At 68.5% G+C, this 25,146-nt stretch carries 20 protein-coding genes and 1 pseudogene; 12 read left to right on the top strand and 9 right to left on the bottom strand.

Annotated features, from left to right (window positions below):
- From ABZ707_RS32680 to ABZ707_RS32670, 3 genes and pseudogenes are all read left to right on the top strand, one after another.
- A pseudogene (locus ABZ707_RS32680) lies at positions 1-108 on the top strand (ketol-acid reductoisomerase); the annotation flags it as partial.
- Between the two features lie 3 nt (positions 109-111).
- Positions 112-606 (top strand): MEKHLA domain-containing protein, encoded by a 495-nt coding sequence (locus ABZ707_RS32675; protein WP_360182322.1) that lies wholly within the window; start codon positions 112-114, stop codon positions 604-606.
- A 285-nt stretch (positions 607-891) separates the two neighbouring features.
- Positions 892-2,325: an aldehyde dehydrogenase family protein gene (locus tag ABZ707_RS32670; protein ID WP_360182319.1), complete on the top strand. Its 1,434-nt coding sequence runs from the start codon at positions 892-894 to the stop codon at positions 2,323-2,325.
- 195 nt (positions 2,326-2,520) lie between these two features.
- Here the strand turns inward: ABZ707_RS32670 and ABZ707_RS32665 are convergent, their stop codons facing one another.
- Positions 2,521-3,411, bottom strand: coding sequence for an SDR family oxidoreductase (locus ABZ707_RS32665; protein ID WP_360182316.1), 891 nt, complete (start codon positions 3,409-3,411; stop codon positions 2,521-2,523).
- Positions 3,412-3,573: 162 nt separating this feature from the next.
- Here ABZ707_RS32665 and ABZ707_RS32660 point away from each other — a divergent pair, with 162 nt between their 5' ends.
- On the top strand, positions 3,574-3,852 hold the full coding sequence (locus ABZ707_RS32660; protein ID WP_360182313.1) for a hypothetical protein: 279 nt from the start codon (positions 3,574-3,576) through the stop codon (positions 3,850-3,852).
- Between the two features lie 91 nt (positions 3,853-3,943).
- On the opposite strand, the gene ABZ707_RS32655 is transcribed toward ABZ707_RS32660, so the two are convergent.
- Complete coding sequence (locus tag ABZ707_RS32655; protein ID WP_360182328.1) at positions 3,944-5,128, bottom strand: zinc-dependent alcohol dehydrogenase; 1,185 nt, start codon at positions 5,126-5,128, stop codon at positions 3,944-3,946.
- A 279-nt stretch (positions 5,129-5,407) separates the two neighbouring features.
- Here ABZ707_RS32655 and ABZ707_RS32650 point away from each other — a divergent pair, with 279 nt between their 5' ends.
- Complete coding sequence (locus tag ABZ707_RS32650; RefSeq protein ID WP_360182310.1) at positions 5,408-7,690, top strand: catalase; 2,283 nt, start codon at positions 5,408-5,410, stop codon at positions 7,688-7,690.
- 123 nt (positions 7,691-7,813) lie between these two features.
- Here ABZ707_RS32650 and ABZ707_RS32645 read toward each other — a convergent pair whose 3' ends face one another.
- Entirely contained in the window at positions 7,814-8,521 is a 708-nt protein-coding gene (locus ABZ707_RS32645; RefSeq protein WP_360182307.1) for an SDR family oxidoreductase, read from the bottom strand.
- Between the two features lie 86 nt (positions 8,522-8,607).
- On the opposite strand from ABZ707_RS32645, the gene ABZ707_RS32640 reads away from it, so the two are divergent.
- From ABZ707_RS32640 to ABZ707_RS32625, 4 genes are all read left to right on the top strand, one after another.
- Positions 8,608-9,075 carry a helix-turn-helix domain-containing protein gene (locus ABZ707_RS32640; RefSeq protein ID WP_360182304.1) on the top strand — a complete coding sequence of 156 codons (468 nt, stop codon included), beginning with the start codon at positions 8,608-8,610 and terminating at the stop codon, positions 9,073-9,075.
- 249 nt (positions 9,076-9,324) lie between these two features.
- On the top strand, positions 9,325-9,774 hold the full coding sequence (locus ABZ707_RS32635) for a hypothetical protein (protein ID WP_360182301.1): 450 nt from the start codon (positions 9,325-9,327) through the stop codon (positions 9,772-9,774).
- Between the two features lie 160 nt (positions 9,775-9,934).
- Positions 9,935-10,465 carry a helix-turn-helix domain-containing protein gene (locus ABZ707_RS32630; protein ID WP_360182298.1) on the top strand — a complete coding sequence of 177 codons (531 nt, stop codon included), beginning with the start codon at positions 9,935-9,937 and terminating at the stop codon, positions 10,463-10,465.
- Positions 10,466-10,707: 242 nt separating this feature from the next.
- Positions 10,708-13,092 carry a GH92 family glycosyl hydrolase gene (locus ABZ707_RS32625; RefSeq protein WP_360182295.1) on the top strand — a complete coding sequence of 795 codons (2,385 nt, stop codon included), beginning with the start codon at positions 10,708-10,710 and terminating at the stop codon, positions 13,090-13,092.
- Positions 13,093-13,298: 206 nt separating this feature from the next.
- On the opposite strand, the gene ABZ707_RS32620 is transcribed toward ABZ707_RS32625, so the two are convergent.
- On the bottom strand, positions 13,299-14,924 hold the full coding sequence (locus ABZ707_RS32620) for an IPT/TIG domain-containing protein (protein WP_360182292.1): 1,626 nt from the start codon (positions 14,922-14,924) through the stop codon (positions 13,299-13,301).
- A gap of 1,205 nt (positions 14,925-16,129) precedes the next feature.
- Positions 16,130-17,446, bottom strand: a complete 1,317-nt coding sequence (locus ABZ707_RS32615) for an ice-binding family protein (protein WP_360182289.1) — start codon at positions 17,444-17,446, stop codon at positions 16,130-16,132.
- 670 nt (positions 17,447-18,116) lie between these two features.
- Here ABZ707_RS32615 and ABZ707_RS32610 point away from each other — a divergent pair.
- Positions 18,117-18,716, top strand: a complete 600-nt coding sequence (locus ABZ707_RS32610) for a hypothetical protein (protein ID WP_360182286.1) — start codon at positions 18,117-18,119, stop codon at positions 18,714-18,716.
- Between the two features lie 384 nt (positions 18,717-19,100).
- On the opposite strand, the gene ABZ707_RS32605 is transcribed toward ABZ707_RS32610, so the two are convergent.
- Together ABZ707_RS32605 and ABZ707_RS32600 are read right to left on the bottom strand one after the other, a co-directional pair.
- A complete protein-coding gene (locus tag ABZ707_RS32605; protein WP_360182283.1) occupies positions 19,101-19,787 on the bottom strand; it encodes a DUF402 domain-containing protein in 687 nt (228 codons plus the stop codon).
- A 178-nt stretch (positions 19,788-19,965) separates the two neighbouring features.
- Positions 19,966-20,646 carry a TetR/AcrR family transcriptional regulator gene (locus ABZ707_RS32600; RefSeq protein WP_360182325.1) on the bottom strand — a complete coding sequence of 227 codons (681 nt, stop codon included), beginning with the start codon at positions 20,644-20,646 and terminating at the stop codon, positions 19,966-19,968.
- A 137-nt stretch (positions 20,647-20,783) separates the two neighbouring features.
- Between ABZ707_RS32600 and ABZ707_RS32595 the strand changes: the two genes are divergently transcribed.
- Positions 20,784-21,698 carry an SDR family oxidoreductase gene (locus ABZ707_RS32595; RefSeq protein ID WP_360182280.1) on the top strand — a complete coding sequence of 305 codons (915 nt, stop codon included), beginning with the start codon at positions 20,784-20,786 and terminating at the stop codon, positions 21,696-21,698.
- 159 nt (positions 21,699-21,857) lie between these two features.
- Here the strand turns inward: ABZ707_RS32595 and ABZ707_RS32590 are convergent, their stop codons facing one another.
- Positions 21,858-22,493 carry a TetR/AcrR family transcriptional regulator gene (locus ABZ707_RS32590; RefSeq protein WP_360182277.1) on the bottom strand — a complete coding sequence of 212 codons (636 nt, stop codon included), beginning with the start codon at positions 22,491-22,493 and terminating at the stop codon, positions 21,858-21,860.
- A 94-nt stretch (positions 22,494-22,587) separates the two neighbouring features.
- Here ABZ707_RS32590 and ABZ707_RS32585 point away from each other — a divergent pair, with 94 nt between their 5' ends.
- Positions 22,588-24,099, top strand: coding sequence for a DHA2 family efflux MFS transporter permease subunit (locus tag ABZ707_RS32585; RefSeq protein ID WP_360182274.1), 1,512 nt, complete (start codon positions 22,588-22,590; stop codon positions 24,097-24,099).
- A 151-nt stretch (positions 24,100-24,250) separates the two neighbouring features.
- On the opposite strand, the gene ABZ707_RS32580 is transcribed toward ABZ707_RS32585, so the two are convergent.
- A complete protein-coding gene (locus tag ABZ707_RS32580) occupies positions 24,251-24,658 on the bottom strand; it encodes a PPOX class F420-dependent oxidoreductase (protein WP_360182271.1) in 408 nt (135 codons plus the stop codon).
- Positions 24,659-25,146 lie beyond the last annotated feature (488 nt).

Here is a 25,146-nt window from a genome sequence, read left to right as displayed (position 1 = left end):
GGCGGTCTGAAGAAGTACAACGAGTACAAGAAGGCCGACAGCGAGCACCTGCTGGAGACCACGGGCCGTGAGCTGCGCAAGCTCATGAGCTGGGTGAGCGAGGACTGACGCGTGTCCGGCATATCTGACTCCCGTACCGGCGAGCTGTGGCGGAGCGCCGCGTTCGCGGCGCTGCTGTTGCGCAGTCACCTGGAGGTGACGGGTGCGCCCCTCTGCCCGTCGCACTGGTCGTCCGACCAGGAGGCGGCCCGGTGGCTGTACACCTCGGCGCCCTTCGGTCTGCTGGCCCACAACACCGACGACGACGCCAAGTTTGTCTATGCCAACAAGGTGGCCCAGAGCTGCTTCGGCTACGACTGGAAGCAGTTCGACAGCATGCCCTCCCGGCTGTCCGCCGCGCCGGGCCGGCAAACGGACCGGGATTCCTTTGTGCGGTCCGTCCGGGACAAGGGGTTCGCCACCGGTTATCGGGGACTGCGGCGAGCCCGCGACGGCGCTGAATTCTGGATCGAGGACGTGACCATGTGGGATCTCGTCGACGCGTCCGGAGCCCGTCACGGTCAGGCCGCGGTGTTCCGCTCCTGGTCGGAACACCGCGAAGGGTGACGCGACACTGACTGTCCTCCTGCCCGCCCGGTGAGCCCCCGAGGTGCCCGGGCGGGCAGGGGCATGCGGGCTGCCCGTCCGACGCGGCGGCATGTGGTGCCGTCCCGGAAGCGGGGCGGCATGGTCGCGTCGATCGCCTCCGGCACCTCGTGCCGCCTCTGCCCGATGTCCCTCGGCGCGGGTCCCGTAGGACGTCAACACCCCATGTTCCGGCCCGGGATGTGAAGGGCATCACAGGACAGACCGTCCCTGGTTGTCCCTCCGGCCCCGATGTTCTCTGGGCTCATGAACGACTCAACCGAATTCACTTATCCCCTTCCCTCCCACTGGATCGACGGACGCGCCGTTCCCTCGGACGGACCGGTCATCGACGTGCTCAACCCGGCCACCGGCGCGGTCGTCGCTTCCGTTCCGCGGGGCACGGCCGAGGATGTCGACCTCGCCGTGAAGGCGGCCACCGCGGCCTTCCCCGGTTGGGCGGCCACGGCCCCGGCCGAACGCGTCGCGGTGCTCCGGCGCGTGGTGGAGGGCATACAGAAGCGCGCGGAGGAGATCGCCGCGACGATCACGGCGGAGATGGGAGCCCCGATCTCGTTCGCGCGCAGGGCGCAGGCCGGCCTGCCGGTCCTGGCGGCGACCGCCGCCATCGACGCGGCGGAGCATTTCCCCTGGACGGAGGAGATCGCGAACTCGCTGATCGTCCGTGAGCCGGTCGGTGTGGTGGGTGCGATCACCCCCTGGAACTTCCCGTTGCAGCAGCTTGTGACGAAGGTGGTCTCCGCCCTGCTGGCGGGCAACGCCGTGGTGCTCAAGCCCTCCGAGGTGGCGCCGCTGACCGCGAGGATCTTCGCGGAGATCACTGCCGACGCCGGGCTTCCCCCGGGCGTCCTGAACGTGGTGAACGGCACGGGGCCCGTTGTCGGAGAGGCGATCGCCGCGCACAACGACATCGACATGGTGTCATTCACCGGTTCCACCGCCGCGGGCAAGCGAGTGTCGGTGGTCGCCTCCGGCACGGTCAAGCGCGTGGCACTGGAACTCGGGGGCAAGGCGGCCCACATCATCCTTCCCGACGCCGATCTGAGCGAGGCCGTCACCCGGGGCCTGTCCTTCGCCTGGAGCAACGCCGGTCAGGCATGCGGGGCCTGGACGCGCATGCTTGTCCCCGCCGAGCTGCACGATCGGGCGGTGGAACTGCTGCGCGACGCCGCCGCCGGTTACACGGTGGGAGACCCGAGCAACGAACAGACCCGGATCGGCCCGCTGGCCTCCGAGGTCCAGCGACAGCGTGTGGCCTCCTACATCGAACGTGGTGTCGCCGACGGTGCCACCCTGGTCGTCGGCGGACCGGGTCGGCCGGAGGGCCTGGGGACCGGCGCCTATGTCCGGCCCACCGTCTTCGCCCAGGTCGACCCGGACTCCGCCATCGCACAGGAGGAGATCTTCGGTCCGGTCCTTGTCGTGATCCCGTACACGGACGACGACCACGCCGTGGCCATCGCCAACAGCACCATCTACGGTCTGAACGCCGCGGTCGCGGGCGAGCCCGAGCACGCGCTGGCCGTCGCCCGACGGCTCCGTGTCGGCCAGGTCGACATCAATGGTGGCCAACTCAACTTCCTGGCCCCGTTCGGCGGGTACAAGCAGTCCGGCAACGGGCGCGAGATGGGACGCGCCGGTCTGGAGGAATTCCTGGAGACCAAGGCCATCACAAGCTGAGCCGAGCGAGCGTGGCTCCTGCCGGGACCTACGCCGGCAGGAGCCGCCCACGTCAGGGCGACAACGTCCGGACCTCTTCCCGTATCGGGCGCGGCGAACTCGTCGCCCTCAAGGGCCGGTCCGGCTCCGGCAAGACCACCCTGGGCAACCTGATTCGGCGCCCGCGTCGCTCGTCGCGTGGCGGGCCGGGAGTCCCTACGGCAGGGGCGTGCCGCCGGTGGCGTTGAGGATCTCGGCGGTGATGTAGCCGGCCTGCGGGGAGGCGAGAAAGACATAGGCGGGGGCCATCTCGGCGGGCTGCGCCGGCCGTCCCAGTGGTGCCTGCTTCCCGAACGATGTGGTGTCGGGCATGGTCGCCGGGATGAGCGGGGTCCAGACGGGTCCGGGGGCCACCGCGTTCACCCGGATGCCGTCCTCGGCCAGCATCTGCGCGAGCCCCTGCGTGAAGGTGACGATCGCCCCCTTCGTCATGGCGTAGTCCAGGAGATGCGGACTGGGCTTGTACGCCTGCACCGAGGTGGAGTTGATGATGCAGCCGCCCCGGCGCATATGGGGCAGGGACATCTTGGAGAGCCAGAACATGCCATAGAGATTGGTGCGCATGACACGGTCGAACTGTTCCGTGCTGATGGCGCTGATTCCGTCGGGCTGGGACATCTGGTAAGCGGCGTTGTTCACCAGGATGTCGATCCGGCCGAGTTCCGCCACCGCGCGGTCGACCAGGGCCTGGCACCGCGCCTCGTCACGGATGTCGCAGGACACCGCCACGGCCTTGCGACCCGCGTCCTCGATCAGGCGGGCGGTCTCCTCGGCCTCCTTCTCCTCTTCCGGCAGATAGGAGAACGCCACATCGGCCCCCTCGCGCGCGTAGGCGAGCGCGACGGCCCGGCCGATACCGGAATCACCACCGGTGATCAGCGCCTTGTGGCCGGCCAGCACGTCGTGCCCCTGGTACGAATCCTCACCGTGGTCCGGCGGTGGATCCATCGGGCCCGTCCAGCCGGGGGTCTCCTGCTCCTGTTGGGGAAATTCGGGCCTCGGATGCTTGCTGACCGGATCCTGCGGGCCGTGCGTGTGGTCTGCCATGACTGCCTCCTCGCGAGGTCGGGGAATGATGGGTTCCCAAAAGAACAGGACCGAATCACATCGACCGGCGGCCTTCTTCCTTACGCCGGATGACGCCGTACGGCTCCGTACGGAGCCGGGGCATGCCACCCCTGTTCCGGCAAAGAGTCCTAAGATACGTACGTGGCACACACTGTGGATGAACTGGTCGAATTGCAGCACGCCGCCGACAAGGCGCACGACCGCGCCAGAGAACTGCGCGAGGCGTTCGGGCCGCCGGCCAGCGAGCAGTGGACCGAGGGGCAGAGAGCGATGTACGAGACAGCCTGGCGTGCGTGGCGGGACCTCGACCGAGACACCAGGGATGCGATCACGCGGTACGCGAAGGACGAAGCCCTCGACCGGTCCGCGGTCGAACGCACCGTCAGGGACCGGGTGAAGGAACGCCAGGAGGAGCGGTAGCCGACGCGGCGCCGCGGTGTCCGACACAGCGGCCGGACGCGGCGCCGCGCCGCCTCACCGCAGGCACGGCTTCTGTCGCGGTCGGCCCCGCTCAGGGGATGAGCAGGGTCTTGACCATGCCGTCCTTCTTGTCCTGGAAGGTTTTGTACGCGTGCGGCGCTTCCTCCAGTGGGAGCCGGTGCGTGGCGAAGTCGTCCACTCCCAGGGAGTCGTTCTCATTGAGCAATGGCAAAATGTCGTCCACCCAGCGTTTGACGTTGGCCTGGCCCATGCGCAGTTGGACCTGCTTGTCGAACAGCGTCATCATCGGCATCGGGTCGATCGCGCCGCCGTAGACCCCGATGACGGAGATGGTTCCGCCGCGTCGTACCGCGTCCACGGCGATATTGAAGGCGCCCATGTCGTCCAGGCCGGCGCGCTCCATCAGTTTCTGTCCCAGCGCGTCGGGGAGGACATTCGCGAGTTTCTGGGCGGCGCCGGCGGGCGTGGCGCCGTGTGCCTCCATACCGACGGCGTCGATGACGGCGTCGGTCCCCCGGCCGCCGGTGAGGCGCCGTACTTCTTCGGCCAGATCGTCCCCGAATTCGTTGAGGTCGAGCGTGTGCACGCCGCGCGCGCGTGCCCTGGCCAGTCGCTCCGGCACCAGATCCACGCCGATGACCCGGCCTGCCCCGCGGTACAGGGCGATACGGGCGGCCATGTCGCCGATGGGACCGAGTCCGAGGACCGTCACGCTGCCACCCGGCGGGATCGCCGCGTACTCGACCGCCTGCCAGGCCGTCGGCAGGACGTCGGACAGGTACACGAACCGGTCGTCCGGCGGCCCGTGGTCCACCTTGATGGGCAGTGTGTTTCCGAAAGGAACCCGCAGGAACTGCGCCTGCCCGCCCGGGACCTCCCCATAGAGCTTGGAGAAGCCGAAGAGTGACGCTCCCGTGCCACGCTCGCGTACCTGCGTCGTCTCGCACTGGGAGTGCAGCCCCTGGCCGCACATCCAGCACGTACCGCAGGAGACGTTGAACGGGACGACGACCCGGTCCCCGGCCGAGAGCGCCGTCACCTCGGGACCGATCTCCTCCACGATGCCCATCGGCTCGTGCCCCAGGATGTCGCCCGGTTCCAGATAGGGGCCCAGCACCTCGTACAGATGCAAATCGGATCCGCAGATGCCGGTGGACGTGATCCTGACCACGATGTCGGTCGGATCGACGATCTGCGGGTCAGGCACCGTCTCGACCCTTACGTCGCGTTTCCCCTGCCAGGTCAGAGCCCTCATCATGCCTCCCGACTGTCGAATTTCCCGAATGTGCTGAACCGTCTCCCCCGTTTCTTCCGGTGTACGCCACACCCGGTGGAACGGCGCGCCGGACCCGGTGGGCGTCCGACCGGAAAACAGCGCCGCCCACTCGCGGCCGAAGGGAATTCCTCTCCCGGCCTCCGCCGGGTGGCGCAGGCAGCGCGCCGCGCGAAGGCGGGCGGCGGCGCTCCGACCGTTTCAATTCGACTTCTCACGGTCATGGCTGTTAGGCCGCCCCCCTCACGGTCAGGAGAAACAATGGGTGAGAAGAATCCGGTGAAGGCCGCTGCCGAAAAGGCCGCGAACGCTCTGATCCAGAAAAGAAGCGGTGCCGAGGACGGGATCCCGGGCAGGCCGGGATTCGAGTCGCCGCCGGTCGTGGAGCCGACCGAGGTCCGTGGGCCGCTGCCGGTCAAGTCCGACCAGAGTGGTCCGGAGACGGTCGGTCCCACGGGGCAGGCCACCGGCGCCGCCCAGGAGGACGTCGCCCAGGGCGACGCGTATCTGACGACCGCTCAGGGTGCCCGGCTGTACGACACGGACCACTCACTCAAGGCCGGTGCCCGTGGACCCGTACTGATTCAGGATCATCACCTGCGGGAGAAGATCACTCATTTCGACCATGAGCGCATCCCCGAGCGGGTCGTCCATGCCCGTGGCGCGGCGGCCCGCGGCGTGTTCCGGGGGTACGGCACCGCGGCGGGGGTCACCAAGGCGGCCTTCCTGGGCAAGGACGTGGAGACGCCGGTGTTCGTGCGCTTCTCCACGGTCCTCGGTTCACGCGGCTCGGCGGACACCGTAAGGGACACCCGCGGGTTCGCGACCAAGTTCTACACGCGGGAGGGCACCTTCGACCTGGTCGGCAACAATATCCCGGTGTTCTTCATCCAGGACGCGATCAAATTCCCCGATGTCATTCACGCGGGAAAGCCGCATCCGGACCGGGAGATCCCGCAGGCGCAGAGCGCGCACGACACCTTCTGGGACTTTGTCACCCTGCATACCGAGGCCACGCACCACACACTGTGGAACATGTCCGACCGGGGCATCCCGCGTTCATACCGGACGATGGAGGGTTTTGGCGTCCACACCTTCCGCCTCGTCAACTCCGAGGGCGGGACGACGCTGGTGAAGTTCCACTGGAAGCCCCGGCTCGGTGTGCACTCGCTGGTGTGGGAGGAGGCGCAGATCATCAGCGGGATGGATCCCGACTTCCACCGGCGGGACCTCGCGGACGCCATTGAGGCGGGTGCGTACCCGGAATGGGAGCTGGGGGTCCAGACGTTTCCCGACACTCCCGAGCAGACATTCGAAGGGATCGATCTGCTCGATCCGACGAAGATCGTGCCGGAGGAGCTGGCCCCGGTCCAGCCGATCGGGCTCATGACCCTCAACGCCAACCCGTCCAATTTCTTCGCGGAGACGGAGCAGGTCGCCTTCCATGTCGGCCATCTGGTGCCCGGTATCGATGTGACGGACGACCCGCTGCTGGCCGGACGGCTGTTCTCCTATCTGGACACCCAGATCAGCCGCCTGGGCGGGCCCAACTTCGGGCAGATTCCGATCAACCGCCCCCACGCGCCGGTCAACGACATGCTGCGGGACGGGATGCACCAGACGGCGGTCCACACGGGCGTGGCCCCTTACCACCCGAACTCGCTCGACGGCGGCTGCCCGTTCCTGGCGGGCGCGGAGACGGGCGCGTTCATCGAGACGCCCGTGACGGTGCCGAGGGCCCAGAAGGTCAGGAAGGCCCCCGCCTCCTTCGACGACCACTTCAGCCAGCCCCGGCTCTTCTGGCTGAGCATGTCGCCCGTCGAGCGTGAACACATCATCGCCGCCTACACCTTCGAGCTGGGCAAGTGCTACGAACAGCCGATCAGGGAACGGGCGCTCCAGGTGCTCGCCAATATCGACGCCGACCTGTGCGGGCAGGTCGCCACGGGGCTGGGGCTCCCGGCCCCCGAACCGACCGTGCCCCCCGCCGGGGTGGCCCCGAGCCCGGCGCTGTCGCAGGTGGGCGAGGTATGGCCGCCGGACGGCCGGGTCATCGGGATCGTCACCGACGAGAGCGGGGATCTGGACGGGGTGCGCTCCGTGCGCCGGGCGGTGCTGGAGGCGGGGATGGTCCCGCTGGTGATCGCGCCCACCGGGGGCAGCCTCGACGCCGGCGGTGACCCGGTCACGGTCCAGCGCACCTTCGCCACGGCGCGGTCCATCGAGTTCGACGCGATCCTCCTGGCCGGAGTGGCCGGACCGGCGGCGGACGCCTACGGCGCCCGGGACGCCAAAGCGGGCGACGGCCGGACCTCGATGGGCCAGGCGACCGACCCGCGCGTCCTCCTCATGCTGTCCGAGGCGTTCCGCCACGGAAAGGCCCTCGGCGGCTGGGCGGGCGCCTCACCCGCCCTGGAAGCGGCAGGCATCCCGCTGAACGCTCCGGGAGTCGTGAACGGCGACAGCGCCACCGAGGTACTGGAGCAGGTCACACGGCTCCTCGGCGAACACCGCGTCTGGGAACGCTTCCCCACCGCCGTCTGACCCGCGGCCCCCCGGGTCGCGGCGCGCCCCGGCCGGCGGGCCACCTCCGGACGGGGGCCCCGCCGCCCTGAAGGCGACCGTCGGTCCGTGCCGGACGGCAACGGACCGACGGTGTGCGGTGCTTCAGTGCCCGGCGGCGAACTGCGGGTACAGGGCTTCGAGCGGCTCGGAAAGATTCCGCTTGATCTGACGGCTGGTGTCGTCGGCCAGAACCTCGTGAGCACCCGCCTCAAGCCCGTCGTAGATCGCGGCGACAATGTCGCGCGGATCCTCCTTCGGAACGTCGAGGTGCGCGGTGAACGGGGTGTCCGTGAAGCCGAGGTGCGCGCCGACGACCTGCGTCCCCTGGGCGGCGAGCTCGATGCGCAGCCCATTGGTCAGCGACCAGAACGCCGCCTTGGTCGACGGGTAGGCCGAAGGCGTGGCCAGCCAGCTGAGCGCGGAGTGAATGTCGACCAGGGCGCCGCCGCCGTTCGCGGCGAGGACCGGAGCGAACGCCTGGGCCACCGCGAGCGGACCGAACACATTGGTCTCGTAGAGCGCGCGCAGGTCGTCGGGGGTGATCGTCAGCAGGGTGCTGGGGGATGCGGTGCCCGCGTTGTTCAGCACGACCGTGGTGTCGTGCGCGGCCTCGGCCGCGGCCGCGACGGACGCGGAATCTGTGACGTCCAGGGTGAGCGGCACGATCCGGGCGTCGTCCCACTCCTGAGGCTTCCTCGCCGTCGCGTACACCTTCTGGGCGCCGCGGGCGAGACCCTGTCGCACGAACTCCTTGCCCAGCCCTCCGTTCGCGCCCGTCACAAGAACTACGGAATCCGAAAGCCGTGTCATGACTGCTCCTCGCTCACACATCTAACTTCTTGTTTCCAACCTAGGTGTCTGACTTGGCTTTGGCAAGTCTGGATAGAATGAGACGCATGAAGGCCATGGAGCTCCCCCAGAACAAGTACTGCTCGATCGCGCGCAGCCTTGAGGTGCTGGGCCTGAAGTGGAATCTGCTGATCATGCGCGAGGCGTTCTTCGGTCGCCGGCGGTACGCGGAGTTCCGCCAGATCGGTGTGCCCACGGACATCCTCAGCACGCGTCTCGCCTCACTCGTCGAGGAGGGACTCCTGGAGCGCAGGCCCTATCGCGAGCCCGGGGAGCGCATGCGCGACGAGTACGTCCTGACGGAGGCGGCCCACAACATTCTCCCGATCCTGGCGGCGCTCACCTCGTGGGGCGACGGGCGCCTGCCGACCGGACGCGAGCCCGCCTCGCTCTTCATCGACGAGGCCACCGGACAACCGGTCACCCTTGGCTTCGCCGACGGGAACGGCACCGTCATAGACCCCGAGCGCGTCCGGATGGTGTACGGCCCCGGCGCGACGCGGCCCAAAGACTGAGGACTCCCCCGCGCGGGCGCGACGCTCGCATCGCGCGTCCCGGCAGGATCGCCGCCGATCGTCCGGGCCCGGGGTGGTCATACGCCACCGCCACAGGGCGAGTGGGAAAGACGGGGAAGAGTCCCTCCCCCCGGGCGCTCCGTACGACCCCGTGGCCGATCCGTCGACGGGCCACCTTCCCCGGAGCCGGGTGGCAGCCGGGACCGTGCCCATTGATGTGACCCCGCGTTGATGGCAGGCTGCGGGTCCATGGCGATCGAGCCCGAGGAACCGGAACAGGCGGCGGAGGCGGCGGAGACACTGCGGATGGCCGAGTACCTGAAGGGATCCGGCCGGCGGCGGTCACGGCGCGAGGTGACCGTGAAGGCGGCCATGATGCTCAGCCCGGTCGTCATTCCTCTGTTTCTCCTGGGGCTCGTGTTCCTCTGGTACGGCCTGCCCAGCTTCGGAGACGGTCCCCTCACCTGCGGCGACCGGGCCATGCGGCCCCACGACACCTGTGTGTACGGGACGCCGGCCGGGGCCCCCATGGGCGTGGGTGCGGAATACACCTACGAGGACATGCTGGAGCGGCGCCGCGAGGACAGTCGCGCCAGCCCGAGCATGCTGGCCGTCGGCGTGGGCCACATCGCACTCGGGCTCCTCCTGGTGTGGGGTGGCGCCACCTTCCTCCACCGTCGGCAGAGCCGGCACTCCTGAAAGGGCGCCGCGCCCGACGCAGGAAGTGAGGCCCCCGGGGCGGCGGCTCTGGCGGGTTGGCGGCACCGACACGCGGAGTAGACTCGTTCACGCTGACTTGCACTGCACAAGCCAGATGCCCTGACACCCTGACACAACGAGGCCGTGACCCAACGAGAGGGTGCGACAAGAGGCAGTGGATACGCGCGAAGAGCGGTCGTCACACGCGGGCGGAGCCTGCCCGATCGGAAGGGCGTCCTCGGTGCTCGGGGACCGGTGGGTCCTGTTGATCATGCGTAACGCCACACTCGGCAGCACACGTTTCGACGAATTCCGCTCGGAGCTGGGAATCGCCGACAACATCCTCTCCAACCGCCTCGGACGCCTGGTCGAAGCGGGTCTGCTGACCAGGACGCCCTACCGCGACGAGAGCGGGCGGGGCCGCCACGAGTACCGGCTCACCGGGGCGGGCGTCGATCTGCTCCCCGTACTGAACGCGTTGGCCGCCTGGGGCGAGGCACATACGTCCCCCGCCGAACCGGCCGAGCCCATGCGGATCCTGCACGCGACCTGCGGGCACACCCTCGGCGCACACCAGTACTGCGAGCACTGCGGCCGGGAGGCGGTACACGGCGAGATGGCCTGGCTCCGGCCCTGGCGTTCGCCCGAGGCCGTCCTCCTCGCGGACGCCGTGTCCGAACCGGACAGGTAAGCCGCCCCAGCCCGTCCGGGTGCGGGTCGGGGCGGTTGAAGAGGACGCCCTGTGCGGTGAGTTCGGTGCGGGCCGCTTCGACGCCCGCCGCATTGGCTCGGGTCGGAGGGCGGGCGAGCAGTGTCCGGGTAAAAGATCCGGCACGCTCCTTGACAGTCCCCCTCACGGTGGCGGAAATTGCTCCGGGAAGACAACGTTGTCAATCGTGGTACGCCCCTCCGTACCGCGCAGGAGGCAGTCTCGTGGGCACCCAGGGCGAACCGTTCAACAGGCGCGGATTTCTGATGGCGGGCGGTGGCGCGGCGGCGCTCGTCGCGCTGGGAAGCGGCGGTTCCGCCGCCGCGGCGGGACGGGGCGCCGCCCCTGCCGTGGCCTCGCCCTCCGCCGCGACAGTGGCCCAGGCCACGGGGACCGTGCGGCGCCACACGGCTGTCGACTTCATGAACCCCCTCACGGGCGCGCTGACGACGTCACCGGACACCGCGTGCGGCAAGACGTTCCCGGGCGCGGTCACCCCCTTCGGGCTTGTCCAGCTCTCCCCGGACACGGTGAGCGGCGGTGACAACGGCAGTGGTTATTCGGCCGACATGACCACGATCGAAGGGTTCAGCTTTCTGCACCTGGGCGGTATCGGGTGTTACGGCGATCTGGGCAATCTCCAGGTGATGCCGGAAACGGGTGACCTCGTGGTCGGCCGTGACGCGGCCAAGAGTCCGTTCGGCAAGGACACCGAGATCGCGGAGGCGGGCTACTACAGCGTCGAGCTGGACCGCTACCGGGTGCGGACGGAACTGACCGTCGGCGATCGCGCCGGCATCCTGCGCTTCACGTTCCACGAGGCCGGGACCGGGCGGCTCAAGGTGGATCTGGCCCGCCGTATCGGCTTCGACGGATCGCACACCGTCGCGCAGGAGTTCAGGCTCGTGGACAGTCATACGGTCGAGGGCTCGATGCGGTCGGACCGCTCGGGCGGTGGCTGGATCTGCGGCAACGGCCCGAGCTACACCGTGTACTTCTCCCTGCGGTTCGAGCAGCCCATCGCCTCGCTCGGCACCTGGGACGGCGACAAGGTCACGCATGGCGCGGACGGGCAGACCAGCGCGAGCGACAGCGCCGGCTTCTTCGTGGAGTTCCCCGTGAAGGCCGGGCAGCGGATCCAGGCGAAGGCCGGGGTCTCGTTCACCAGCGTGGCCGGGGCCCGGGGCAATCTCGCCGACTCCATCGACGGCTGGGACTTCGACCGGGTCCGGGCGCGGGCCCGAAGTGCCTGGTCGAAGGTGGCCGGGAAGGTCAAGGCGACCGGCGGTACGGACAAGCAGCGCGAGATCTTCTATTCCGCGCTCTACCACACCATGATCGACCCGCGGATCTCCGGGGACGCGGACGGCTCCTCGCGATTCGGCGAAGGCCCCGTACAGCGCCACGACTTCACCGTACGCACCGTGTTCAGTGGCTGGGACGTCTTCCGCGCGCAGTTCCCGCTGTTGTCGATCATCGACGAGCAGGTGGTCTCGGACCAGGTCAACACCCTGGTCGCGCTGACCGAGTCGGGCGCGGTCAAGGGCCTCGCCCGCTGGGAGCTGCTCGGGACGGACACCGACACCATGGTCGGTGACCCGGCGGTCAACATCATCGCCGAGGCGTATCTCAAGGGGGTGCGGGGCTTCGACGTCGAGAAGGCGTACGGCTACTGCCGCGATGTGGCCCTGGGGCCCGCCGAGCGTTCCAATCGCAACGATTTCGAGAATTGGACGAAGCTCGGCTACTGCGTCGACACCAGCCTGTCCAAGACCTTGGAGAACGCGTACTCCGACTTCGCGCTGGCCCGGTTCGCCGAGGCGACGGGGCACCACGAGGACGCCACCGCGCTGGACACGACCGCGCGGAACTACCGCAATGTCTTCAACAAGGACGTGGGCTGGTTCCGCGGCCGCAACGCGGACGGCACATGGATGGGCGACCAGGACGGCTGCGTCGAGTCCAACCCCGAGCAGCAGGGCTGGTTCGTACCGCATGACGTCGAAGGTCTCGTCGGTCTCCTCGGTGGCCGGGAGAACTTCAACACCCGGCTCAACGACATCTTCGAGCAGACGCCGCCCGAGGACATGATGAAGTGGAACGACAAGTACAACCACTCCAACGAGCCGGTCCACCAGATGGCTTTCATGTTCGTGTACACGGGTGCGCCATGGCTGACGCAGAAGTGGTCCCGGTACATCTGCGAGCACGCGTACAGCACGGGTCCCGCCGGGCTGGCGGGCAACGACGACTGCGGTCAGATGTCGGCGTGGTACGTGATGGCCGCGTCCGGCTTCTATCCGGTCAGCCCGGCGAGCACGGTCTACGCCCTGGGCAGTCCGTTGTTCCCCGAGGTCACCTACACCACGAGCCGCGGCACGCGGTTCACGGTGGAGGCGGTGCACAACTCCGACACGAACATCTATGTGCAGTCGGCGAAGCTCAACGGACGGCCACTGCACCGGGCCTGGATCACACACGAGGAAATCATCTCCGGCGGGCGGCTGACACTCGTGATGGGTTCCCGTCCGAACAAGAGGTGGGGCAGCGACCCACGTGACACTCCCCCGGTCTCAGTCCGGCCGGTCCGCCCGCGCCCCGGGCGGTAGCCGGGACGGACTGCGCCCCCGTCAGTCGAGCGAGCCCGCGCCGCAGTTGGCCGGGGTGTCCCGGCGCTCTCTTCGGCGGGGCTTTCTCGTGAGGGGGGCGAGACCGGCCATGCGGCGGTGTTCGCCGACCGCGAGATGTGACGCGGTGGGGCGGATGACGGGGCATGGCCCCGGGCTGGGCCTGCCCCTCCTGCCCGTTCGAGCGATTAAAGGGTGGCTACACCACGGGGGTTGGTTTCGATGGTGATGGTGGCGATGACGGCGTTGGTGGTCGTGCTGATCACCGAGACGGTACTGGGGGTCAGGTTCGAGACATAGACGTTGGCTCCGTCCGGGCTGACCGCCACGCCGCGAGGATTGGTGTTGACGGTGATGGTGGCGATGACGGTGTTGGTGTCCGTGTCGATCACCGAGATGGTATTCGCGCCCTGGTTGGCGACATAGGCATGGGTTCCGTCCGGGCTGATGGCCACACTGAACGGGAGGGCGTCGACAGCGATGGTCGCGGTGACGGTGTCGGTGGCCGTGTCGATCACCGACACCGTGTTGGTCCCTTGGTTGGCGACATAGGCGTGGCTTCCGTCCGGGCTGACGGCCACACTGAAGGGGAGGGCGCCGACGGTGATGGTGGAGACCACAGTGTTGGTCGCCGTGTTGATCACCGAGACCACTCCCGCGGTCAGGTTGGTGACATAAACGCGCGCGAGGTCCGGAGAGACCGCGATCCCGGAGGGCTGCGGTTCCACACTGATGGTCGCGGTGACGGCGTTGGTGGCCGTGCTGATCACCGAGACGGTGCCTGAGGTCAGGTTGGTGACATAGGCGCGCGCACTGTCGGGCGACACCGCTACACCGGTGGGGTTTTTGCCGACGGCGACGGTGTCGATGACCGTGTTGGTGACCGTGTCGATCACCGAGACGGTGTCCGCGCCCTGATTGGCGACATAGGCACGGTTGACCTGCGGTGCGACCGCTACGCCGGTGGGGTTCTTCTCGACGGGAACGGTGGCGGTGACGGTGTTGCTGGCCCTGTTGATCACCGAGACCGTGCCTGAGGTCAGGTTGGCGACGTAGAGGGCGGGAAGGCCGGCGACGACATAGGTGAATCCGCCGGGGACAGTCGCGCTGCCACCGCCGGTGGTAACCACGACGACGGCGTTTCCGGCCACACCCGCGGGGGTGACACCGGTCAGGGAGGTACCTGCGGGGTTGACTGAGACGACCGTCGCCGCGACGCCATTGATGGTGACGCTTGCGCCTGTCAGATTCGTCCCGGTGATCGTGAAGAAGGTGCCGCCGGCGGCCGGGCCGGACATGGGCGAGATGGTTGTGGCCGTGGGCACGCCAAGATACGTGTAGGCCAGGCCATTGCTCGTGCCGCCCGCCGCGGTGACCCGTACCACGACCTGACCGGGGGCGACTCCAGCCGGCACGATCACCGTGAGCTGAGTGTCGGACAGGACCGTCGGGATGGCGGTCTGGCCACCGAAGCTCACACTGGTGGCCGTGGACAGTGCTGTGCCGTTGATGGTGATGGTGTTGCCGCCGGCCAGCGGACCGGAGGTGGCGCTCAAGTGCGTCAGCACCGGCGGGCTCACATAGAAGAAGGGGACTGGCGCACTGGTGCCGCCGGGGGTGGTGACCGTCACGCCGACCGTACCGGTCCCGGCAGGCGACGTCACGGTGAGCTGAGTCGGCGACACCTGGATGATATTGGTGGCCTGCCTGGGGCCGAACATCACCGCGGAGGTTCCGCCGAGGTTCGGGCCGGTGATGGTGACCACGGTGCCACCGCCGGTGGAACCCTGGTTCGGTGAAAGGGTAATGGCCATAATGGTGCCTTTCGCTGGACGGGCGCCTCCCTGTCCGCTGTCGGGCAGGGGGCGGGGGCGACACTCGCCGCGGTGGGCGCCGGGGCAGGGTGAATCTGTCGGTTTCTGTGGCTGTCGCCGCAGGTACGAAATACGGCGGCGCGGCACGGTGTATGGGCGTCCGGAACGGTGTCGTCGGTCCTGAGGAGGGCACAGCAGTGCCGCCGCACGTCACGGAAAGTGCCAGGATCGCGCCGACGCCGGTGAGGGCAGAGGCGTAGCGCCACCCGCTGAATGGGCCCCAGAGGGAGAGGCATCGGCTGACGGTTCAGCGCTCAACGTGAGGTACCGGGCGTTGTGCTGCCAGCTCCTGGGATGACGGGTACCGGGATTGCGCGGGAAGGGCGCCGAAATCCGCGATATTGGGCACGTCCATGTCAAGGAGTTGGCCGTTGACCAGCGTTGTGCTCCACCCAGGGCCGTGGCACAGCTCGCTCCGAAGGTCACCGATGTGACGGGCGCTTCGGTAGCCCCACGGATGGCCGATGCGTTGCCGAACTTTCTTGCTCTTGCCTGGGCTCAGTGAATCGTCTGCGGCCCATGTTTCGAAAGAGCGCAGTTCATGCATCTAGGAGTGAATATGGAAGTATGAGTAGGATTCCGTAAAAATATGGATGCGCCGGAGTGCGCCGGTCCGCTTCGGCTGACGCAGCCCCAACGCCGGGGCGGGCAGGGGGACATGGTTTCGCCGCCGCACACATGGGTTTGACCGCATGCCCGGACTGGGCGCAGCGGCCGAGACGTGGCGGAGTGACGTGCCGCGCTCGTTCCGCAGGCCCGCGCAGCAGCACTCTCCGGCCGCCGCCCCGTCGTGCCCTCTCCACCGACCGCCCAGGCACACCTGGATCGGGGAGGACGGCGCACCGTCTCATCCGGCGGCGGCCCGGCACACGCGCATAGTGATCCGCGGCCGGTGCTCAGGGGATGCGCGGCCGGCTCGGCCATCACAGCGCGGTGCGGCATGTCACACCACCGCCGGCCAACAGGCCGCGGTCATAAGCAGAAGAGGGCGACGCCCCGGACAGCGGCCCACCGCGCCCGGCGCTGCGGTTCCAGCTCCGGCTCCGGGAAGAGGGCAGGAACCGCGAAAGGTCGCACCCAGCGTCTGCCGTCAGTCGGGCAGCCTCAACGGGGCTCGCCCTCACTCCGGTGGCGGGTGGACACCTCTACCACGGGCGGGTGATTTCGTTGGTGTCCAGAGTTACCGAGCCGTCGATGGCCAGTGTCTGGCCGCTGACCGTGACGCCCGCGGTTACCGTGATCGATGTCTGAGCCAGGATCCTGCCGGCGAAGTCGGTGTCGGTACCCAGAGTGGCCGAACTCCCGATCAGCCAGAAGACGTTGCGTGCCGTGGCGCCGTTGATGAGGAGCACCTGGCTCGCGGTCGCCGTCGTCAGGGTCGATCCGATTTGGAAGATCCACTCGGCGTTGCGATCGCCCTGGGCGTCCAGCGTGAGCACCCCGCTGATCGCGATGGAGGAAGCGGCGTTGTAGATGCCGGGGAACAGCGTCAGGCCGCCGAGGTCTCCGGTGATGATGGCGTCCGGCGTCAGGCCAACAAGGTTGTTGTACGTCGTGACCAGGTCGGCGTGGGCTGCGACGGCGTCCCCGTCCGAGTTGTGAATGGTTCCGTTGACCTGGCCGGGCGGGAATCCGGTAATGGACACCCCCGGGCTCACACCAAGGTCACCGGTGACGAGGGTGAGGCCGGTGTTGGTGACCGACGCCCCGCCCAGGACCGCGAAGCGTCCCAGATAGGTATAGGCGTCCAAGGCGGTTGTGGTGCCCCCGAGCGTGGTGATCGAGACATCGGCGGGGCCGATCACTCCGGCCGGCACCACGGCGTCGATCTCAGTGTCGGACGCCACCCGGTACGAGATGGCGGGTATGCCGTTGAACGTGACACTGGTGGTGTAGGAGAACGCGGTCCCGGTGATGACGACGAGATTGTTGCCGTCCACCGGTCCTGAGTCGAGGGTGACGACGGTGAGGGACGGCGAGTCGAGATACGTGTAGATGACGCCGCTGGCGACTCCGCCCCGGGTGGTCACGCTGATCCCCACGGGGCCCGCCAGGGCCGCCGCCGGGACCACCACCGTGAGCTGACCGTCGGAGTCGACGGTGAACAGGGCGAGCTGGGAACCGAATCGAACCTCGCTCGTGGTGTAGAGACCGCGACCGGTGAGAATCACCGTATTGCCGCCGCCCAAAGGGCCTGCGGGAGGCGGGACAAGACGAAAAGAGGGCGGCGGCAGGTAGAAGAAGGTGCCGACATTTCCCGTGCCCCCGGGGGTGGTTACCAAGACCGGAACGGGGCCCTGGCCGGAGGGGGTGATGGTGTTGGTGGTGGTGTCGCTGACGACCGTGAAGCTCGTAGCCTCGCGCGGGCCGTAGCGCACGGAGGTGGTACCGGTGAAGTTGCTCCCGGTGAGGGTCACCGCGTCGCCTCCGCCGGTGGAACCCTGGTTCGGTGAGACCGGCATAGGACGCTCCCTGATTCCAACACCGACGGACGGGGCGCGTCTCGAACCAGCCCCTCCTCCAACGACACAGCGGTTCGACTACGCCAAGTAGCTCACCGGAGCAAACCGGTGTCAATGCCCAAAGGACTCATAGCGCCCGCAATCGAAGCACGTTCAACGCCTCGTGCCATCCGGTCACCACCGGCGCACCACCCGCGACCCCAACAGCGCGGCCGGCCACCTACCGGTTGAGCCTGTCCCTACCGGAACCGGCGGACGCTCCGAGCCCGAGCCGCCCCGGGTTGAACTTGTGGCTCGTCGCGTGAGGGACGGGAACAGAAGCGCAGCGAAATACCGGGCGTCAATCGCCCCTTGTCGCCATCTCGCCCTTCAGTTGAGTCCGCCCGCGTCCCACGTGACGACTCACTTCAACCACGTCGACCTTTTGAGTTCACGCGTGCACGCAGAAGGCCACGCACCCGATCCACCCAGCTTGCCCCGGTCATCCGAGAAAAGAGTTCGCGGCCACTCCACGATGAAACAGGCCAGCTTTATGAGGCGCCGAAAAAGGACCGGGGCGACGACCAATACTACCGCCACCGCGACGGCATACATAACGGGAACGGGCCGGGTCACTTTCGTGATAGAGTCCTGATGAATTCACAGGACGCCGCAAAAAAAGGGGAATGGCGTGAATACCGAGAAGGTTACGGCTCGACGTCTTACAGCCGGAGAGGTTTCAGAGTTGGGCCTCCAGGACGGCATTTTCGTCCCGGCAGAGACGGATGGCCTTCCTCTCGACTGCTACGCCCCGGCTTTCCTTACGGAGCCGGGTAAGAATTTCGAGGGAGGCTCCTTCACCGCAAGGACGATCTTCGGCGAGGAAGTCAGTGTTCTCCCGGACAACGCCGAAGAGCGCGGGGTCTGGGTTGCCGACGAGGCAGGAGAAGAAATCGAGGTTCTCCAGAGCGCCGGCGTCCTCCTGAACTTGGCCCTCTTCGTGCCCGAGGGAAACAAGGAATCTCTGGAGTCGCTCTACTCCGCCGCACGGGATGCGTTCGGCGCGGGAGTCGTCCAGCGCTGGAGCGAGGAAGTCGTCGCGGTGCCGGACGTCAAGGTCGACCTGTTCGAGGAGCCGGCCCGGGGCCGAAAGAACGCGAGCGGTCAGAACCGCGACCGCCGCGCCCTGGACATTTACCCGACCCGAGTGCGGTTCCTGGAGCCGAGCGATGGCTGGAAATTCATAGTCGAACTGCACAAGGAGGTCGTCGATGACACACCGACGATCTGAGCTGATGGCGGCCCAGTAGCCACGTCGACGGCATAAAGCCCCCTTCCGGTCTTCTTTTCCAGCGGTCGTCGCAACAACCCGACAAGGGAATGTGATGGACTTCGAATTCCGGAACATCCGGGCGCCGTGGCGGCGCAAGAAGCTCCACGCGGAGCGGGAAGAACATTTCCGGATTGCGCCGAAAGGCTGCAAAAGCAGCGGCATGCAAGCGCAAAGGCGTCCACCCGCGGACCGCTCGCGGGTGGCGCAAACATCGCCTGTTCCAGGGCGGCAGGGGCGGGCTGCCCGTTCGTATGAGCGGGCGGCCCGTCGCTGCTTCGTCGGACTCGTGAGGAGCAGTTCGCCCTGACCGGCCAGGTGATCGGGTGGACGGGCTCCGCGCGCCTATCCGTCCCCAGGACCCCGGCCCGGCCCACGGTCTGTCGGAAAAGGCAGACGCGGCACGGGCCAGGCCGGCTCCCATCGCCAGGCAGCCCAGCGGTCGGCCGCCGCGAACAGGCCGGAGCGGTCGGCGAGCATGCCGAGTACCTCGGCACGGGCGTCCTCCACTGCCCGGTGCTCGGCATCGCTGATGATGCCGAGCCGCCTCACGTGGGCGTACTCGTCCTCGTCCTTCCATGTCCAGCGGCTCAAGTCGGGATCGACGACCAGGTCCACGGTCAGGTCGAAGGTGTCGAACCCCTCCCGGGTGCGGCGGGTGGGTTGCTCGAAATTCACATACCAGTTCCGCAGCCGCCGGCCATCGCCGTCGGGGACGTAGAAGGCGTTGATGCTGAACCACGCCGCCGGTGGCTTCCACATCAGCATTTCGGTTTCCTGCCAGACGCCGTCCGCAAGGCTCCACTCGCCCGTCGCCATGGCGTCGAACGCCTCGGTACGCACCGCCCGGTCGCCATCGGCGAGGGCCTTGGCATACAAGGAGGGCCAGCGGACCTCGGTCCCGGGAACGCAGGCGGTGACCAGCGCCGCGCCGGTGTCGTCGACGACCCTCAGCGCCTGTTCGGTCCACACCCGCCCGGAGCGGTACACATCACGCCGTACGACCGTCTGCCCTGCCTCGAAGCTGCGCATCGGCCTCTCCTTCGCACTACCCCGGCCGGGAGGTCCGGCCGGGGTAGGCACTACCCCAGCGCACTCGGGTGGCGTGGGCAAGCCGCCGTTCGAGGGCGTCCTGGCCCGAGGTTGCCCTGGTTGCGCTGAACAACTGCCGGTGGCGCACCAACGAGCCGTCGGTGCTTCTTCGTCCGTGTCATTCCCAGCCGGCCAGTAGGCCGGCGAGCAGTACCTCCAGGAATTGGCGGAGCGAATCCGTGAAGTCCAGTCGCATCGCGGCCAGTTCCGGGTGGGCCTCGTAGGCGGCGAGCATGGCGGCCGAAGGATGCGCGTGAGCCCACAGCGTGCCGGTCGTCATGATGGCGGCGGCGGCGAAGCGCAGGGCGTCGGCCGCCCCGAGTTCGGGCAGCCGCCCACCGATCATGTCGGCGAGGGCCTCGACGTCGCCGATGGCGGCGCGTTTGTACTCGGCTGCCACCTGCGCGGAGACATTGCGTTCGAGCACTGCGGCCTGGGCACTCAGCAGGTCGCACAGGACGGGGCGTGCCGCCACGGTCGACGCGATGGTGGCGGCCACGGCTCGGCTGCGACCGGCCCGTTCCGCGTTCGGATTCACCAGGCGGCCGAGCTCGTCGTCCAGGTGCTCCAGCCACTCCCGCGACGCGGTGTGGAGCAGCTCAAGCAGTACGGCCTCGCGGGACTCGAAGTAGCGCAGCACGTTGGACTTCGCGAGCCCCACGCGACGGCTGAGTTCGTTCAGGCTCACCTCGGCCACCGTCATCTCCGTCAGCATTGCCGCGGCGGTCTCCAGGATGGCTCGACGGCGCTGGGCACGTTGCTCCTGGCTACGGGCTCGCTGAAAGCCCTGAGGCGGCATCGGTGCAGAGGTCGGGACCACGCGGCCATCGTACAGACCCCCGGTCCATTGCCATCAGACCGCCAGTCTGTTAATTTCTCCACAACAGACCGGCGGTCCGCTATGACCTCGGTCGGCCGAGAGCACGGAGGATTCCCATGTACACCGTTCCCGATCAGACCGGAAGAACCGCGGTCGTCACCGGTGCCAACAGCGGCACCGGCAAAGAGGCCGCCCGCCGGCTCGCCGCCGCCGGAGCGCGGGTCATCATGGCCGTGCGCACCCCGGCCAAGGGAGAGCGGGCCCGCGGCGAGATCCTGGCCCAGCACCCGCGAGCCCGTCTGGAGGTGCGCCGGATCGACCTCGCCGATCTGGCCTCGGTACGAGAGTTCGCCGATGGCGTCCTCTCCGAGGGCCCGCTGGATCTGCTGGTCAACAACGCCGGCGTGATGGCGCCCCCGACCCGGATGACCACTGCCGACGGCTTCGAGCTCCAGTTCGGCAGCAACTTCCTGGGCCCGTTCGCCCTCACCCTGCGCCTGCTTCCCGCCCTGCTGGCCGCCCCCGCACCACGGGTGGCGACCATGAGCAGCGGCACCGCCTCGTACGGCCGGATTCACTTCGACGACCTCCAGTGGGAACAGCGGCGCTACAGCGCCAACCGTTCCTACGCGCAGTCGAAGCTCGCCGACCTCGTGTTCACCCGCCGCTTGGCCACCATCGCCCGGGAACGCGGCTGGGACCTGCTGAGTACGGCGGCACATCCCGGCTACACCCGCACCAATCTCCAGACGGCGGGAGCGAGCCTGGGCCGCGACAAGCCCAAACGTTCACTGCTCAACTCCCTGCCCATCCTGCCGTCCCAGCAGGCCGAACAGGGCGTCGAACCGCTGCTGTACGCCGCGACCGGCCCGGACGCCGTCGGAGGTGCCTACTACGGCCCCGGCGGCCGGTTCGGCCTGGTCGGGCCGACCGCGACCGCTCGTATCCCCCGCCGGGCGCTCGATGACGCGACAGCCACACGCCTGTGGACCCAGGCCGAACGCCTGACCGGCGTCACCGCCCCTCAGTGAGGCCGCGGACACCTCCCGGCGGAACCCACGGCGGACCGCCGACCTGCCGGGCAACGGAAGCCGACCACCTGCCCGACCGGCGTGCAACGGCAGCGGCAGGCCGGCCCACGGGCCCCGACTCCTGTCGAATGACCCGCCGGCCCCGCGCCCTTCCCGTTCTCATCGGTCGGCGCGCGCCTGGGCGATGACGGCACGCACCGTGCACCCGGCTCGCCGTTCGGCCGCGGCCAGCGGTTCACATTCGGTACTGAGAAGCCCCTGCTGCAGATAGACGGCCAGACCGTGGGCGGAAGCGGCCACCGACACGATGAGGTCGAAGGCGACCGCGTCGTCCCCGACGATCCGGCGCGCGACGGGCAGCAGCAGATCACGCAGCGCACTCCCCGCCTCCGCCAGGTCCGGATGTCCTTCCTTGCCCAGCCCGGCCCCGAAGGCGATGTCGAAGAGCGCCTGCTCGTCGGCGGCGAAGCGTACGTAAGCGACGGCGAAGGCCGCCAACTGCCCCTCGGCGTCCTCGGCGGCGGCGATCGCCGCACTGAACCGCGCGTACTGCTCCCGGTAGGAGCGGGCCGCCAGCGCGGCCAGCAGGGCATCACGGTCCGCGAAGTGCTTGTAAGGGGCCGACACACTCACCCCCGCCCGGCGACAGGCCTCCGCCAGGGTGAACCCGTGCGGCCCCCGCTCCGCCACCAGCTCCAGCGCAGCCTGCTCCAGTGCGTTGCGAAGGTCGCCGTGATGCTGTCCCGGCCGACGTCGTTTGACATCCATGAGGGCGAGGTTAACACTCTTCACCATGCGTGGTGAATATGATTCACCAGGGGGTAGGGACGCCGCTACGCCTCTCCCTCGCCACGCCTTCGCCCTCCATCACTTCTTGGAGCATCCGACCGTGAGCACCACCGGAACCACCACCCCGAGTCCCCCTCACTCGGAGGCCGAGTCCTCCCCACAGGCACCCCCAGCACACGCACGACGCTGGTGGGTACTGATCGTCATCGCACTCGCCCAGCTCATGGTGGTCCTCGACGCGACCATCGTGAACATAGCGCTGCCGTCCGCCCAGTCCGACCTGGGGTTCAGCGACGGCGACCGGCAATGGATCGTCACGGCGTACGCCCTGGTCTTCGGCAGCCTCCTGCTGCTGGGCGGCCGACTCGCCGATCTGTTCGGGCGCAAGATCGTCTTTCTCGTGGGGACCGTCGGATTCGCGGGGGCGTCGGCCCTGGCCGGCGCCGCCCAGAACTTCGAGGTCCTCGTCACCGGCCGTGCACTGCAAGGCCTCTTCGGTGCCCTCCTGGCGCCGGCCGCCCTCGCCCTGCTCAACGACACCTTCACCGAGGCCAGGGAACGCGCCCGGGCCTTCGGCGTCTTCGGTGCCATCGGCGGCGCAGGCGGCGGACTGGGCCTGCTTCTGGGCGGCCTCCTCACCGAGCACCTGAACTGGCGCTGGACCCTCTACGTCAATCTCGCCTTCGCGGCTCTCGCCTTCGCCGGCGGCATGATTCTGATGCGAAGCGGCGCACCCGCGCGGCGACCCCGGCTCGACCTGCCCGGCACACTGCTCGCCTCAACCGGCCTGTTCGGTCTGGTTTTCGGCTTCTCCCGTGCCGAGCAGCACGGCTGGTCCTCGCCGCAGACGTGGGGCTTCCTCACCGCGGCCGGTCTGGTCCTGGGCGCCTTCGCCTGGTGGCAGACCCGCGCGCGCCATCCCCTGCTGCCCCTGCGCATTCTCGCCGACCGCACCCGTGGCGGGGCCTTCCTGATGGTCGCCCTCTCCAGCGCCGGAATGTTCGGCGTGTTCCTCTTCCTGACGTACTACCTGCAGGCGCTGCTGGGCTTCACACCGGTCAGGACCGGCATCGCCTTCCTGCCGATGATCGGCATCCTCATGGTCGTCGCGCAGTTGTCCATCAGCGTCCTCGTGCCGCGCTTCGGACCGAAGACCGTCGTTCCCGTCGGCATGCTGATGGCCGCCGCCGGCCTGGTGATGCTGACCGGCCTCGATCTGAACAGCGGCTATGCCGCCCACATCCTGCCCCCGCTTCTCATCCTCGGCGTCGGCCTCGGCCTTGTCATGCCGCCCGCCATGAGCCTGGGCATCAACGGGGTCACCACGCACGACGCCGGTGCGGCCAGCGCCGCCGTCAACACCATGCAGCAGGTGGGCGGAGCCGTCGGCACCGCGCTGCTCAACACCCTGGCCGCCGGCGCCGCCGGCGCTTACCTCGCCGATCACGGCCGCACGCCCGCGCATCTGGCACAGGCCCAGTTGGAGAGCTACTCCACCGCCTACTGGTGGTCCGCGGGACTCTTCGCGGTGGGCGCCGTCATCGCCGCCCTCCTGTTCCGGCGCGGTCGCCCCGACGCCGCCCCCGAGGGCGCCACGGTCGTCCACATGTGACCGGGATTCCCTCGGGCGGTCGGCGGGCCTGAAGGCCGCCCGAGGATCGCTCCGGTAGCCGCGTTCGTCTCCGGTGCGCGCGCCGGTCGGGCAAAGGGGCCCGCCCGGACGGATGGAGCGGCTCGGGCGGGCCCGCGAGGGCGACGGTCTTTCAGGACGCCGTCACCGCGATGGCGACGAGTGGACGCTCGCGCCTCAGTACCCGGTCGGCGATGCGCACCAGGCGGTACAGGAAGGTTCGTTCTACCATGTAGCGCTGAACCCGGGCGACCTCCCGCTCGTCCAGGAGACGTGCCACACCCTCGACTTCGGGAGCGCCGGCCGGAACAGTTCCCCGCCCGTTGCAGGGCGCGATCACCACGCGCCCACTGTTGCGAATGCGTTTGACCTTCCCGGTGCCGGGTGGAGTCAGCACGTACAGGGTGGTGCCCTCGATCACGCACCCGACCGGCGTGACGACGGCTCGGCCGTCCTTGCGGAACGTGGTCAGGCTGACGTACAAGCCCTCCCCGATGCGCTTCAGGGCGGCTTCGAAGATGCTGGCTGGGGCGAGTGACATAGGGGCTCCACGGGTCGAGGTGAACTGAATTCACCTTTGGTGAATAGTATTCACCACGGAGCCGTGATGGCGCCAGCCGGTCCGTGTTACCCACCTCCGTGGCACATGCGGCGCCCAGTCCCCGACCCGCACTTCAGCCGGGCGGCGCACCCGGCGAACGGAGCCCCTGCGGGACAGCACTCAACACATCGTCACCTTGGATGTCCGCGATCTCCAGTCTGGAGGGGATACGGGCGGGCATTTTCCTGCGCTTCCCCGGAATCCGTCAGCGACGGACGTCTGAGGGCGGGATGCGCCGAGAACAAGCGAACCTGCGGCGGTGCCCGTGGCGGCGTATTCTTGATCGCCTGAACGCTGTTGCGGATACACCCCCGGGCAACAACTCCCGGAAGTTAAGAGGATGTCTCACGTGGCGAGCTTCGCGAGTCTTTTGTAGCAGGTGAGGGCTGCGGCGAGGCCGAGGAAGGCAAGGAAGTGGCTGCCCTTTC

This window comes from Streptomyces sp. NPDC006923 (assembly GCF_040635655.1).
GTDB lineage: Bacteria > Actinomycetota > Actinomycetes > Streptomycetales > Streptomycetaceae > Streptomyces.
This window is presented reverse-complemented; position numbering and strand designations above follow the sequence as displayed.

Bases quoted from the DNA above. Each gene is read 5' to 3' on its own strand.
- ABZ707_RS32670 (WP_360182319.1), top strand. From the start codon at position 892: ATGAACGACTCAACCGAATTCACTTATCCCCTTCCCTCCCACTGGATC.
- ABZ707_RS32665 (WP_360182316.1), bottom strand. From the start codon at position 3,411: ATGGCAGACCACACGCACGGCCCGCAGGATCCGGTCAGCAAGCATCCG.
- ABZ707_RS32655 (WP_360182328.1), bottom strand. From the start codon at position 5,128: ATGAGGGCTCTGACCTGGCAGGGGAAACGCGACGTAAGGGTCGAGACG.
- ABZ707_RS32650 (WP_360182310.1), top strand. From the start codon at position 5,408: ATGGGTGAGAAGAATCCGGTGAAGGCCGCTGCCGAAAAGGCCGCGAAC.
- ABZ707_RS32645 (WP_360182307.1), bottom strand. From the start codon at position 8,521: ATGACACGGCTTTCGGATTCCGTAGTTCTTGTGACGGGCGCGAACGGA.
- ABZ707_RS32640 (WP_360182304.1), top strand. From the start codon at position 8,608: ATGAAGGCCATGGAGCTCCCCCAGAACAAGTACTGCTCGATCGCGCGC.
- ABZ707_RS32635 (WP_360182301.1), top strand. From the start codon at position 9,325: ATGGCGATCGAGCCCGAGGAACCGGAACAGGCGGCGGAGGCGGCGGAG.
- ABZ707_RS32620 (WP_360182292.1), bottom strand. From the start codon at position 14,924: ATGGCCATTACCCTTTCACCGAACCAGGGTTCCACCGGCGGTGGCACC.
- ABZ707_RS32615 (WP_360182289.1), bottom strand. From the start codon at position 17,446: ATGCCGGTCTCACCGAACCAGGGTTCCACCGGCGGAGGCGACGCGGTG.
- ABZ707_RS32605 (WP_360182283.1), bottom strand. From the start codon at position 19,787: ATGCGCAGCTTCGAGGCAGGGCAGACGGTCGTACGGCGTGATGTGTAC.
- ABZ707_RS32600 (WP_360182325.1), bottom strand. From the start codon at position 20,646: ATGCCGCCTCAGGGCTTTCAGCGAGCCCGTAGCCAGGAGCAACGTGCC.
- ABZ707_RS32595 (WP_360182280.1), top strand. From the start codon at position 20,784: ATGTACACCGTTCCCGATCAGACCGGAAGAACCGCGGTCGTCACCGGT.
- ABZ707_RS32590 (WP_360182277.1), bottom strand. From the start codon at position 22,493: ATGGTGAAGAGTGTTAACCTCGCCCTCATGGATGTCAAACGACGTCGG.
- ABZ707_RS32580 (WP_360182271.1), bottom strand. From the start codon at position 24,658: ATGTCACTCGCCCCAGCCAGCATCTTCGAAGCCGCCCTGAAGCGCATC.